A 12,652-nucleotide genomic window follows, 5' to 3' on the forward strand; every position below is an offset into this window, starting at 1 on the left:
ATCGAAACCCCATCACATGCCGCCGGAGGCGCAGAGGTCATCCAGTACATCGGCGATGCTGCGATCCTCCGCCACGTAGCAGCAGACCTCCGCCGAGAAGGCGGCGTGCATCGCGTCGATGTCTGCGGTGACCACATCGCCGGGGTCGATCTCGCCGGGCCCGGTGACGATCGCGGCGACGATGCGGGCGATGCTGCGATCCGCGGCCGAGGCGCCCTGCACCGCATCCGCCGTCACCTCACCGGCCGGGGAATCGCCCAGGGCGAAGTAGCCGCCGCCGAGCCAGGCGCGATAGGTGCCGCTGGCCGGCGGGTTGGCCTCCATATCCGCCTGGTCCGCGTAATCCGCCCCGCGCGTAAGCGCGAAGCCTCCGTCATAGACGGCGGGGATGTCCTGCACGGAGCCATCATTCACCTGCCAGATCAGCCGGGCGGTGTTGACCTGCAGGGGCGTGATGTTGGCCACCTGGCCGAAGACCAGCGGGCGCGCGCGGCCCTGCAGGTCATCCGGCGTGCCATCCAGGCCATCCGGCAGGCTGTTCGTGCCGCCGTAGCGGTTGCGCTGGATGGGGCGGTCCAGCTCCGCCTGGCGGGTGCGCAGCCGCAGGGTCAGGGTCGCGCCCTCCCCGATGATGCGCTCGGCCGTGCAGACCAGCACCACGGGGAAGGCCGCGGGGAATGGAGCGCCTTCCTGGCCGACGCGGACGGTGACGCGGCGGGCGTCGAAGCCATAATCCAGCAGGCGGTCATAGGCGCCATCGGGGTTGGCCAGCACCAGCTCCCCGTATTCGATCCGGCTGCGGCCGCCCGTGGTGCCGCGGTCGAACATGTCGCGGCGGATCTCCAGCGCCTGGCGCAGGCGCGGGTCGAAGCGGACATGTGGCGGGGTATCGGCGCCGGAGGTGGTCATGCCTCGGCCGCTGGAAAAGCGGAGGGTCCCGGCGGTGCACACCCAATCCGAATGCGTGCCGCTGCCGCCCGTGGCCTGCACCTGCATCGTGAAGCCGGCTTCGCTGGCCGCCACCACGATGCCGGTCATGTAGGTGCCGGCGGCCGCGGCGCGCTCCACGCGCAGCGTCATGCCCGGCACCGGGACCGGCGCGCCGCCGGCCAGGGCGAAGCTGCGCAGGCCGGTGCCGACCGCCACGGCGCTGCCGGAGGTGCCGCCGAGCCAGCACCCCACCTCCACCAGGTAGACCTGCATCGTCATGCGGCGCGGTCCGGGTCGAGGCGGCGGCGCAGATCGGCCATTTCCTGCTGCAGCCCGCCGAAGCCCTGCAACAGCGTCTTGAACCCGGCCTGCAGTACCGCCGTCATGTGCTGTAGCTGCGCCAGGCTGCGCGCGCCGTCGCCGCCCTGCATGGCCACGCCCAGGCGGCCGTCACGCCCGCGGCGCAGCGGCATGATCGCCTCCGGCCCCGCCTCGCCGAACATGGCCATGGGCGCGAAGGTCGGCGCGCTGACCATCTCCGGCAGGCCGCCGCGCGCGAAGGGGATGACGCGGGCGCGGGCCATGGCGTTGCCCATGGCGTTCGCCACCAGCCCACCGTAGTTGCCGCCCCAGCCGGGGCTGTTCGCCAGCACCCCGCCCCCATCCGCAAAGGCGCCGTTCAGCGTGCCGCTGGCCTGCAGGGTGGTGACGCGCAGGCCGCCCCCTGCCCCGCGCGCGGCTTCCCGCAGATGGAACAGGAAGGTGCGGATATCGGCCAGGTTGTGCAGGTACGAGAACTGGTTCGTCACGGCATAGTCGAAGCCGAGCTGGATCGTCCGCGCGATGTTCGCCGCCGTCAGCAGCTCCGCCCCGGTGGGGCCCAGGATCTGCTGCGTGATGGTGCGCGGCACGGCGCCGGCAGAGACCAGCGCCGCCTTCTCGGCGGGGGTCAGCGCGCGGCCGAGCATCTGCTCCACCAACTGCTGCACCGTGCCAGGCTGCTGCAGCCGGGCCAGATCGGCCGCGGTCAGCGCGCGGCCAAGGATCTGCTCGACCACCTGGCGCAGCGTGCCGGCATCCTCCAGCTTCGCCAGCTCCGCCGCCGTCAGGGTGCGGCCGAGCATCTGCTCCACCACCTGGCGCAGCGTCGCGGCCCCCTCCAGCCGCGCGACCTCCGCCGCGGTCAGCGGGCGGCCGAGGAACTGCTGCACGATCTGGTTGATGTTCCGGGGCTTCGACAGCTGCGCGAATTCGGCTTCCGTCAGAACCCGGCCAAGGAACTGCTCCACTGTCTGCCGCACATTGCCCGAGGCGCGCAGCTTTGCCGCCTCCGCCTCCGTCAGGGTGCGGCCGAGGATCTGCTCCACGGTCTGCCGCAGCGCCCCCGCATCCTCCAGCCGCGCGGTTTCGGCCGCCGTCAGCGTGCGGCCCAGGATCTGCTCCACCGTCTGGCGGATGCTGCCGGCATCCTCCAGCTTCGCCATCTCGGCCGCCGTCAGCGGCCGGCCGAGGAACTGCTGCACGATCTGGTTGATGTTCCGCGGCTTCGACAGCTTCGCGAATTCATCCGCGGTTAGCAGCCGGCCCAGGAACTGCTCCACCGTCTGCCGCACATTGCCCGAGCCGCGCAGGCGGCCGGCCTCGGCTTCCGTCAGGGTGCGGCCCAGGATCTGTTCCACCACCTGGCGCAGCGTGCCGGCATCTTCCAGCTTCGCCAGCTCGGCGGCTGTCAGGGCGCGGCCCAGCAGCTGCTCCACGGTCTGGCGCACCGGGCCCGGGCCCTCCAGCTGCGCCAGCTCCGCGGCCGTCAGGGCGCGGCCCATGATCTGCTCCACCGCCTGGCGCACGGTACCAGGGGCTTCCAGCCGCGCGGCCTCCGCCGCCGTCAGGGTGCGGCCGAGGAGCTGCTCCACCACCTGGCGCAGCGTGCCGCCCGTCTCCAGCCGCGCCAGTTCCACCGCCGTCAGGCCGCGGCCGAGGATCTGCTCCACCACTTGGCGGACGCTGCCCGGCGCCTCCAGCCGCGCGGCCTCCGCCGGAGTCAGGGTGCGCCCCAGCATCTGCTCCACCACCTGGCGCAGCGTGCCGGCATTCTCCAGCCGCGCGACCTCCGCCGGCGTCAGGGCGCGGCCGAGGAGCTGTTCCACCATCTGGCGCAGCGTGCCGGCGCCCTTCAGCCGCGCCAGCTCCGCCGCCGTCAGCGGGCGGCCAAGCACCTGTTCCACCGCCTGGCGGATGGTACCGGCCGAGACCATCTGCCGCAGCTCCGCCTCCGACAGCGGGCGCAGGGATTCGATGATCTGGCGGATCGCGGGGTCGACGCGCTGCAGGATCGCCGGCTCGTACAGCTCCAGGATCCGCCCCTTGAGGTCGAGCGTGGCGGAGATGTTGCCCGGCAGCGCCTGCAGGGCCGCCAGCATCTCCGCGTCATAGTCCCGCACCGCCGGCAGCATGCCGAGCTGGGAGGTTACCCACTCCCGCATCGCCGCGGTTTGGCCGCCGCTGCCGCTCCATGCCTGCTGCGCCGCGAGCAGGGCATCGGCAGAATTGGTGATGCGGCCCAGCGCCGCCTGGTCCCCGCCTTGCGCCAGCGTCAGGTCGCGCTGAAAGGCTGCCTGTGCCGCCTGCAACTGCGCGGCCGGCGACAGTCCACCGGCGGGCGTGCCGGCCAGCCGGTCCAGATATTCCCGGATGCCGCCGCCGAGGCCGCGCATGGCGTCCCGCGTCTGCGTCGCGGCCGCCTGCGCCTGCGCGGCGAAGTCCTGCATCACCTTGGCCGTCTCGACCGCGTGGACCACCTGCAATTCGGTCAGGCTGACCAGGCCCGTGCGGGCCGCTTCCAGCCTCTCACGCGCCTGCTGGCGCTCCAGCGCGGCCAGGGCGCCGGCCAGGGTCGAATTGTCGCTGGTCGCCGCGAAGACCCGGTCATCCAGCGCCTGGCGCGCCGCATCCTCCCGCGCCCGGTAGCTGGCTTCCAACGCCTCGCGCTCCAGCCGCAATTGATCTTGCAGCTGGGCCAGCCGGGGCGCGATCGCCTCCGCAGTGAAGCCGAGGCTCTTCAACTCCGCCTCGGCCTCCGCGAGGCGGCGGCGGGTGCTTTCGTCGAAGGCGAACAGGTCCGCCGCCCGCCCATCGGCCACATGGCCGGAGGCGGCGGCGATGGCGCGGCGGCTGCCGGTATCCAGATCGGCGATCGCGCGCCGCTGCGCCTCTTGTGTCGCGGCCGCCGTCGCCCGCTGCTGCGCTACCAGCTGCTCGGTCAGGGCAGCGACATGCGGCGCGGCCTCGGCCACGGTCAGGCCCAGCGCCTTCAGGTTGTCGCGATACGCCTCGATGGCGACATTTGCCTCCCGCTGCGCCTGGGCCGCATCGGCCTGTGCCGAGCGGCCCTGGGCGCGTAGCAGGTTCTCCGCGATTTCGGCGCGCGAGACGGCCACCTGGGTATCCCGCTGCGCGATCAGCGCAGCCACTTGGCGGTCCCGCTCCGCGGTCAGCTCCGCCTCGCCGAAGCCCAGCCGCTGGGCCGACTGGATGGAAGCGTCGAAGCTGGCATGCAGCGTGTCGACCTGCTGCTGGAAGGCCGAGACCGGGTCGTTGATCGCGTCCACCACAGCGCCGAGCTGCTGCACTTCCTGGATGATGCCGGCCAGCGCCTCGACACTGTCGAAGGTGCGGCCCTGCAACACGGCATCCAGGCGGCTGTCGTTGGCCGCGGTGAACCGGAAGTCCTGAAGCGCCGCGCCGGCCGAGCCACGATGCGATGGATCGACGTCTCCGCCGGCGGCGATGGTGCTGGCGCCGGAGACGGAGACGCCGGCCGCGGCGATCAGCGCATTGACCGCAGCGAAGGTCTGCGATGCGGCAGCGTAGGCTTCGGCCCCGCCATTGCCGTTGCCCGTCCGGCTCAGGTACCCGTCCAGGGTGAAGCGGCCATCCTCCGCGCCCACGCCGAAGCCGTAGGCGTTGGTCTTGGGGCCGGGGCCGATCAGGCCGCCGGCGCCGCCGCCCATCAGGCCGCCGAGGATCGCGCCGAGAACCGGGCCGCCGAGCATGGTCCCGATGGCGAAGCCTGCCAGGGATCCGGCGCCGGCGCCGATCTGCGCGTTGGTCTGGCGCGCCTCGCTGTCCCCCGCCAGGTAGCCGCCCAGCATGCTGCCGCCGGCAAAGCCCAGGCCAATGCCGCCGAGCGCTGCGGAGGCGGTGCCGGAGCCGAACACGCCCGAGACAGCGCCCTCGCCGGCCACGCCGAAGCCGCCATAGGACGCCGCGCCGGAGCCCGCCGAGAAGGTCACGCCGTTGCCGAACAGGCCGCTGCTGACGCCCAGGCTGTTGATGCCCGCAGCCATGCCGGTGGCGCCCGCCCCCGTGTACATGCTGTAGGCATTGCTGCCGAGCGAGTAGAGGTTCGACAAGCTGCCAAGCCCGCTCATCCCTCCGCCAGCGGTGCCTGCGCCTGCGGCCGCGCCGGAAGCGCCGAAGACGCTGGGCGCCAAGCCCACGACCTGGGTCGTGATGGGCAGCAGCACATTGGCCGAAAGCGCCTGGACCGCGATGCGCTTGAACAGCGTGCGGAACCAGTCCATCACGGATTGCGCGCGGCCGCGATCCGTCAGGCTGTCGAAGATCGCCTCCGAGGCATCCTCCGCGATCCGCTCCGAGGTGCGGGCCATCTCCCGCACACTTTCTTCGGCGCGGCCGGAGGCTTCTTGCGTCGCGCGCTCGGCTGCCTGCGTGGCCTGCTGCCGGGCCTCAGTGGCGCGCGCGGTTTCCTCGCGCATGCTCTGCGTCGCGCGCACCTGGCGCTCGATTGTCTCGGCCGCCTCCCGCTCCGCCTCCGTCCGGCGCTCGACGGCGGGAATACCGGCTTCGCGGATGCGCCGCTCGATGTCCATCTGCACGGCCAGCTCGCGCCGCGCCTGGGCGCTCAGCAGGGCGGCATCGCGCTCCCGCTCGGCTGCATCGAGCTCGCGCTCCACCGTGGCCAGCACATCCCGCCGCTTCTCGGCGGCGCGTTCGGCGGCCGGATCGGCCGCGGCCCTGGCCGCGCCCTCGCGCGCCTTGGCCAAGGCTTCTTCCGATTGCGCCACCAGCCGGTTGTACCGGGCTTGGTCGATCGCACCGCCGGCAAGCGCGCCGCGCAGGGTCTCCATGCGCTTGGCATGGTCCGCCTCCGCCTTGGCAACCTGGTCGAGCTGCTGCCGCAAGGCTTCGACGCGGGTCGTCAGATCCGCGCGGCGGGCGGCCTGGGCGCGCGCCTGACCCTGCATCTGTTCGTTGAAGCTGCGCAGGTCGCCTTCGCTCTCGATGGCGATGCGCTGGATTTGTGCATCCTCGATGATGGCCAGCTGGCGCGCGACCTCGGCGCGCAGCTCCGCCTCTCGGACCGCTGCGCCGCCCGACGCTTCACGCGCCGTCGCCTGCAGAGCCGGCTGGATCGATCCGCGACGGGCCGAGGGCGCGCGCTGGTCAAGCTGCGTAAGCTGCGCCTGCAGCGTGGCGATGCGGGCCCTTGCCTCCGCTTCGATCTGCTCAAGCTGCTCCGTCGCCGTAGGCACGAAGCGACGGCGCGCACCATCCAGCGCCTCGCCGGCGCCCTGTAGCGCCGCGCCAATACGGCGCGACAGCCCCAAGGCCTCATCAAGGTCGCCCAGAAAGCGTTGCGTCGCAGTCCGCAACGTGGCGAAGCCGTCCGCCATCGTCGGGGCCATCTGGCCGAGCTCTTTGCGAAGGTCTTCCCCGGCCCGCAGCAGCGCCGGGAACACCCGGTCCGCCGTCAGCCGGCCTTCGGACCCCATGCGGCGCAGCTCACCGATGGAAACGCCCAGCTCTCCCGCAAGACGCTCCGCCAGTTGTGGCATTTGCTCCAGCAGGCTGCGCAGCTCGTCGCCCTGCAGCACGCCGGATGCCAGCGCCTGGGCAAGCTGCATGGAAGCCGCGCCAACCTCTTGCGCGCTGGCGCCCGCGAGCTTTCCCGCGCTCTGGATCGTCGCGACCAGCTCCACCACCTGTTCATTGGTGGCGCCGATGGCGCGGCCGGCAATGGCGAAGCGGCTGAATGCATCGACCGATTCCGAGACGGAGACGCCCGTCTGTAGGCTGACGCGGTACAGCCGCTCATAGACATCGCGCGCTGCTTCAACCGATCCGGTGGCGCTCTTCAGGCGGTTGAGCGAGACCACCATCTCCTCGCCCGCGCGCGCGACAGCGGCGGCGCCGAGGGCCACAGCTGCCAGCGTCGCAGCCACGCCTGTGCCAACAGCGCCCATCGCGGACAGCCCGGCGCCCACCGGGCCGAGCCGCGATGCCAAGCCTCCCAGCATCCGCTCCGCGGTGGCGCCGCTGTCGCCGAGCTCGCGGAGCGAGGTGCCGGCATTGCCCATCCCCGACTGAATGCGCCGGCTGGTGCGCTCCGCCGTTGCACCAGCTGCGGCGAGGGCCTGCTCAACCTGGCGGGCATCGCCACGGATCACGATCTCGAAGGTGCGGGAGCCAGACATTGCTTTCCTTTGGGGGAAAAGGTGCTGGGGCGCGCGTTCGCGCTACCCGACAGGACCGGGAAATTGTATCCTTTCGGATACTTTCCGCTTGAGGTCGCGACCGTATCCTGTAGAATACGGACATGATCACGCTGCGCAGCACCGAAGCCTTCTCCGCCTGGATCAAGTCCCTGCGGGACCGCGAGGCGAAGGCCCGCATCGCGCGGCGGCTGGAGCGACTTCAGGCTGGCAACCCCGGCGATGTGAAGCCGGTCGGTCAGGGCGTGTCAGAGCTGCGGATCACCTACGGCCCCGGCTACCGCATCTACTTCGTGCAGCGCGGGTCCGTGGTGATCATCCTGCTGTGCGGCGGCGACAAGGCGACACAGCAGCGGGACATCGAGCTGGCCAAGCGGCTGGCGCAGGAAGCGGAGGAATGAAGATGGCCAAGACCCAGGAATTCGACCCGGCGGAGCTGCTGGACGATCAGGAAACCCAGGCGAGGTATCTGCGCCTGGCGCTGGAGGAAGACGGGCTGCCGGGCCTGATGCAGGCCCTCGGCACTGTTGCGCGGGCTCGCGGCATGGCCAGCGTGGCGGAAGCCACCGGGCTGGGCCGCGAAAGCCTCTACAAGACCCTGCGCGAGACCGGGAATCCCCGCGTGGAGACGCTGATGCAGGTACTGGACGCGCTGGGCATGCGGCTGACGGTGGAGCCAGCCGGCACCCCCCTCACCTAGCGGCTGACGCCTCCGCCGCCTTCGCCTCGGCGTAGAGCGCCGCCATGCGCTCGTTTTCCAAGCGCGGGTTCTTGCCCGTCTTCGATTCCTGCCAGCCGTTCAGGGCTGCGCAGAGTTCCGCCAGCGTGGCGTCCCAGACCGCCGCCGGCGGCCAGCGCAACCAGCCGCAGCCCTGTTCCAGCAGACGCTGGTAGGGCAGCGGCTGGGGCGTCAGTTTCCCGCCGGCGGCTTCTTTCCATCCTCCGGCTGGTCGGAGGCGAGACCGAAGGCCAGCAGGATCTGCGCCCGGTTCATCACCTCCACCAGGCCGGCGGCTTCCAGGGCCTCGTCCAGCGCCTCCCCGCTCGGCGCATCCTCCGGCAGCAGCACCTTCAGCAGCGCCCGCAGCTCGGTGATGCGGAACTGCCGCGCCTGCATCCGGTCGAACAGCGCGGTGGCCGGGCCGAACCTAGTCTCCACCTCGCACATCAGGCCGAGCGAGGCCCGCACGGGGTAGTCCCGGCCCGCCAGGGTGAACGTCACGGTCTTGCGGCTGGGGTTCAGGTGCGCCACCGGGCTGGCGGCCGGCGCCGGGGCGGGGTTCGGATCGGTCATGGTGGTCTTTCCAGTGATGGCTTGCGGGGGCGGCCAGCGCCGGCGGGCCGGCGCCGGCGGCGTCAGGTGGCGGCGACGATGGTGGGCGCGCCGATGCTCTGCAACGAGGCCTGGAAGGTCTGCGCGTCGTTGTAGGCGCCGGTGACAGTCCAGTTCTGCACCGTGAACAGCCCGGTCATCTGGCCGCCATTGCCGAAGGACACGCGGAAGTATCCGCTGGTCTTGCCGGTCATGTGTGCCACCAGGGCGGCGAAGGCGGTGCCGGTGCTGACGATGCCGTCGATCGAGACATCGATGCTGGCGACGCCGGCATCCGTCAGCAGCTCCCGCCACCCGGCGGAGGAGACGTTGGTGATGTCGACGGGGCCGTTGTCGCCGCTCATCCCCGTGGTGCGCACGCCGGGGATCTCGACGAAGGTGCTGCCGCCATTGGTGCTGATCAGCACCTTTCCATCGCGGCCTTTGTAGGCGGTCGTTGGCATGTTCAGGTTTCCCTTTCAGGGTGATGGATGGTGGAGGTTTGGCCGCGCGGCGCGGCCGGCCGTCTCAGCGCCAGTGCTCGGAGAGCCAGTCGCTGGAGATCTCGTGCGGCTTCGGGTTGCCGTAGAACATCGAGACGCGCACGCCGTCCGGCGCGGGCATGTCGCGGGTGCCGTAGGGATGCCAGCCGATCTGGCCCGGCAGCAGATCCTGCGCCCAGCGCCAGACGATGCTGCGCGCCAGCAGCGCTTCCTGGACCAGGCCCTGGTCGCCCCACATGCCCTTGCCATCGGTCAGCCGGCGCATCATCGCCTCCGGCTCCGCCAGCATCGCCTCATGGATGCAGGAGAGATCCACGGACCAGCGCATCAGGCTGCTGTTGATCCAGCCTCGTGCCAGATCCCAGGCCATCAGCACCGGGTCCGCCGCATTCGCCAGCTCGGACAGGTCGCCGCAGATGACGGTATCGAGGTCCAGATACAGCACTGGCCCGTCAAACAGGCCGGGCCGGAACAGCTCCACCTTGGCCCAGAAGCCGGGCCAGCGATGCAGCAGCGGCACCACCTCCACCCCCTCGCCCAGATCGTCCTGGGAATCCGTCAGGCAGACGAAGCGGTGCGGCCGCGACAGGTGGCGCGCCACCGCGCGAGCGAGGCGGCCGACATAGTCGTGGCCGTCATAGATGCCGCCGGTGCGGTAGACGCAGGCGACGGTCAGCGGCGCATCGCCCAGGCTGGGCGGCAGCCAGGGATCGTCGGGGCGGATGGTCTCGGGGTTCGGCGCCAGCTCAGCCTCCCCGGCATCCAGATGCTCGTGCGCCCAGGCCTCGGGCAGGTCCAGCACCTCGCCGGGGAAGTAGAAGAACGCGGTGCGCGCGCTGTCGGGCAGCACCCGCCGCGACATGGGCGCCGTGAAGCGGATCCACATGGATCGGGCCTTTCAGGTGGGGATGAGGATGGAGTCTGTGTTGCTGCGCTCGGCCAGGCGGTAGCCAAGGCCGATCAGGAAGGCGCGGGCGCCGAGGTCCGGCAGGCCATGGCTGGCAGCCCAGCCGGCCTCCTCGATCACCACGACGGGGCGGCAGCGGCGGATCGTCTCCCGCGCGCCGATCAGCGCCGGCAGCTCGTACCCTTCCAGGTCCAGCTTCAGCAGATCGAGCGCGGGCAGGCGGAGGCTATCCAGCGCCCGCATGGGCACCGGCAGGCCCTCGGCGGTGATCATCTGCTGGCCGGAATTGGCGCCGGCCTCGGGGCAGAGCGCCATATGCGCTTGGCCATCCGCCGCGCCCAGCGCGGCCGCATGGATGGTGACATTGGGGCAGCCGGCCAGGTTGTCCGCCAGGCAGGACCGGTTTTCGGCGCAGGGCTCGAAGGCCAGCACCTGCGCGAAATCGGCGGCCATCGGCAGGGACCAGGTGCCGATATGCGCGCCGCCATCTACCGCCACGCCGCGTGCCGAGACACGCGCCAGCGCCGCCTCATACAGCCAGCCGGGCCCCTGATTGCACAACGCCGCCAGCTGCCAGTGGCGGCACCAATCGGGCGCGCGGATCACCGGAAGCCGCCCATCTTGAAGGTGACGGTGTGAACATCCTCGCCGGCGGGGCGCTGGCCCTGCGCATCCAGCTTGCGCTCCGACGCCAGTTCCTCGACATCCAGCACCAGGTCCAGCAGCGCCGGATCGGTGAAGACGGCCGCCTCCACGCCCGCGGCGATGGCGTCGAGCTGCTCCTCCGCCTCGGCATCCGCCTGCGGCTCCACCCGCGCATGGATGCGGAACTGGCAGCGTGCCAGGTCGAAGCCATCGGCGGCCGAGTTGTGCACCCAGGCGTCCAGGTAGATCAGCAGCGCGGGAAAGGCCGCGACCTGGCCCTTTCCCGCGCCCTGCATCGGCCAGGTGCGCGCCGGGAAGATGCGGGCTGCGACCTGCGGCACATTGGCGCCCAGCGCGACGATCAGCGCCTCGCGCAGCGTGGCACGAATGGCGATGCTGGAGGTCATGCGTCCTCGCTCCATTCCGCCAGGGCCAGCACTGCGCCGCCCGGCCCATCCTGCTGCACATCGGTCACGATGAAGGTCTCCAGCACGCCGCCCGTCGGCAGCGGGCGGTCAGCCGGAATCTGCTGGCTGGCCAGCAGCGCGACGGTCACGACGTCGCCCTGCCCCGGCGTGGTGCCCGGCGGGAAGGCCGCCAGCTCCACGCCCAGCCGCACCACAGCGATGGACTGTGCGGCGGCGCCGGGGAATTCCAGTAGCTGCGTCGTGCGGTCGAAGACGGCGCGCAGGGCGGTGCTGACCTCGCCCTGCGCCCGGTACAGCACCGCGGCGCCATACAACCGCTGCGCCGGGCGCAGGTTCAGCCGCGCCAGGTTGATGGCCATCGCCGCGGCTACTCTTCGGCGGTGCGGGTGCCGCGCAGCAGCGTCTTCGGGCGGGTGCAGACCGGCAGCGGGTAGCTGTAGACCTCCACATCCACCCATTCGGACCGGTCCTTGTCCATGACCATCAGGGCGTAGAGGTCGAGGCCCTGGGTGTTCATGAACTCGAAGGATTCGTAGCGGGGCGCCGTGACCATCTGGAAGATATCGCGCCCGCCCTGGATGACGAAGCGGCAGTCATCGGTGGCGATGACCACCGTGGTGCCGTCATCTGTGCCGCGATAGTTGATGAAGACGATGCCGCCGAAATCCACCTTGCGCGTGCGGGTGCCCAGCAGGAACTGATCGGCCGCCGGGCGGTTCAGGTACCATTCCCGCACGCTGTCATGCGCCACCAGGGAATCGAAGAAGGCATCGCCGCAGAGGCCGTAGACGATGCTGGTCGGCAGCATGGCGCCGGCGCTGTTGCGCTCCAGCGTGCGCACCACCTCCCGGCACTTCGCATCCACATCGGTCGTGGGATCGCCGAGGTCGAAGTCGATGGCTGCCGGCGCCGAGATGCCCCAGAAGGCCGAATAGTCGATCAGCGTGCTGCCATCCGCGTCCTTCACCAGGCCGGTGATGCCGCCCAGGCGCAAATTCTCCCAGGTCAGATCCACATCGCGGCGCAGCTTCGCCATGCGGCCCATCGCATAGCCCTGCATGGTCTCCAGCGTCGTTTCCTGGCCGAAGGCACGCATGCCGGCCACCTCATGTGCATAAATCCGGTCGGACAGCGCCAGGCGGAAGGTGCGCAGGTCACGGAGCTGGCGCTTGTCGCGCCCGCGAGTGCCGGGCGGGGCGCCGGGCGCGCTGGTCTGCACCAGCTTCAGCGTCTCGCCTTTGCTTTCGATGGCGGCCGCCGGAGTGGTGATCCGCTCCGGCTCATAGATGCCCAGCGCGCCCAGCAGGCCGGGCACATAGGGCACGGCATTGATGGCGCGGGTCAGGGAGACGGTGTTGAAGGCGTCCCCGTTGAAGATGTCGAGCATGGGTTCTCCTGGCGTGAACGGTGGC

At 71.0% G+C, this 12,652-nt stretch carries 12 protein-coding genes; 2 read left to right on the plus strand and 10 right to left on the minus strand.

The features are described from left to right. Window positions 1–12: 12 nt before the first annotated feature. A complete protein-coding gene (locus HB662_RS01205; protein WP_168046317.1) occupies window positions 13–1,209 on the minus strand; it encodes a hypothetical protein in 1,197 nt (398 codons plus the stop codon). Continuing rightward, entirely contained in the window at window positions 1,206–7,427 is a 6,222-nt protein-coding gene (locus HB662_RS01210) for a tape measure protein (RefSeq protein ID WP_168046318.1), read from the minus strand. The genes HB662_RS01205 and HB662_RS01210 overlap by 4 nt, the downstream gene beginning before the upstream one ends. 122 nt (window positions 7,428–7,549) lie before the next feature. Between HB662_RS01210 and HB662_RS01215 the strand changes: the two genes are divergently transcribed. Together HB662_RS01215 and HB662_RS01220 are read left to right on the plus strand one after the other, a co-directional pair. Further along, entirely contained in the window at window positions 7,550–7,846 is a 297-nt protein-coding gene (locus HB662_RS01215; protein WP_168046319.1) for a type II toxin-antitoxin system RelE/ParE family toxin, read from the plus strand. A gap of 2 nt (window positions 7,847–7,848) precedes the next feature. Then, window positions 7,849–8,145 carry an addiction module antidote protein gene (locus HB662_RS01220; protein ID WP_245185368.1) on the plus strand — a complete coding sequence of 99 codons (297 nt, stop codon included), beginning with the start codon at window positions 7,849–7,851 and terminating at the stop codon, window positions 8,143–8,145. On the opposite strand, the gene HB662_RS01225 is transcribed toward HB662_RS01220, so the two are convergent. From HB662_RS01225 to HB662_RS01260, 8 genes are all read right to left on the minus strand, one after another. Further along, window positions 8,138–8,359, minus strand: a complete 222-nt coding sequence (locus tag HB662_RS01225) for a phage tail assembly chaperone (RefSeq protein WP_342449439.1) — start codon at window positions 8,357–8,359, stop codon at window positions 8,138–8,140. The two genes, HB662_RS01220 and HB662_RS01225, sit on opposite strands and share 8 nt — an antisense overlap. Beyond that, on the minus strand, window positions 8,356–8,739 hold the full coding sequence (locus HB662_RS01230; protein WP_168046323.1) for a GTA-gp10 family protein: 384 nt from the start codon (window positions 8,737–8,739) through the stop codon (window positions 8,356–8,358). Before HB662_RS01230 ends, HB662_RS01225 begins: the two co-directional genes overlap by 4 nt. Window positions 8,740–8,801: 62 nt before the next feature. Continuing rightward, a complete protein-coding gene (locus HB662_RS01235) occupies window positions 8,802–9,221 on the minus strand; it encodes a phage tail tube protein (RefSeq protein ID WP_168046325.1) in 420 nt (139 codons plus the stop codon). A 64-nt stretch (window positions 9,222–9,285) separates the two neighbouring features. After that, window positions 9,286–10,146 carry a hypothetical protein gene (locus tag HB662_RS01240; protein ID WP_168046327.1) on the minus strand — a complete coding sequence of 287 codons (861 nt, stop codon included), beginning with the start codon at window positions 10,144–10,146 and terminating at the stop codon, window positions 9,286–9,288. A 12-nt stretch (window positions 10,147–10,158) separates the two neighbouring features. After that, a complete protein-coding gene (locus HB662_RS01245) occupies window positions 10,159–10,773 on the minus strand; it encodes an FkbM family methyltransferase (RefSeq protein WP_168046329.1) in 615 nt (204 codons plus the stop codon). Then, complete coding sequence (locus HB662_RS01250; protein WP_168046331.1) at window positions 10,770–11,219, minus strand: hypothetical protein; 450 nt, start codon at window positions 11,217–11,219, stop codon at window positions 10,770–10,772. The genes HB662_RS01245 and HB662_RS01250 overlap by 4 nt, the downstream gene beginning before the upstream one ends. Next, window positions 11,216–11,599 (minus strand): head-tail joining protein, encoded by a 384-nt coding sequence (locus tag HB662_RS01255; protein WP_168046333.1) that lies wholly within the window; start codon window positions 11,597–11,599, stop codon window positions 11,216–11,218. The genes HB662_RS01250 and HB662_RS01255 overlap by 4 nt, the downstream gene beginning before the upstream one ends. A gap of 8 nt (window positions 11,600–11,607) precedes the next feature. Beyond that, entirely contained in the window at window positions 11,608–12,627 is a 1,020-nt protein-coding gene (locus tag HB662_RS01260; protein ID WP_168046335.1) for a major capsid protein, read from the minus strand. Between the last annotated feature and the right edge of the window lie 25 nt (window positions 12,628–12,652).

The organism is Falsiroseomonas frigidaquae, assembly GCF_012163145.1.
Classification (GTDB): domain Bacteria; phylum Pseudomonadota; class Alphaproteobacteria; order Acetobacterales; family Acetobacteraceae; genus Falsiroseomonas; species Falsiroseomonas frigidaquae.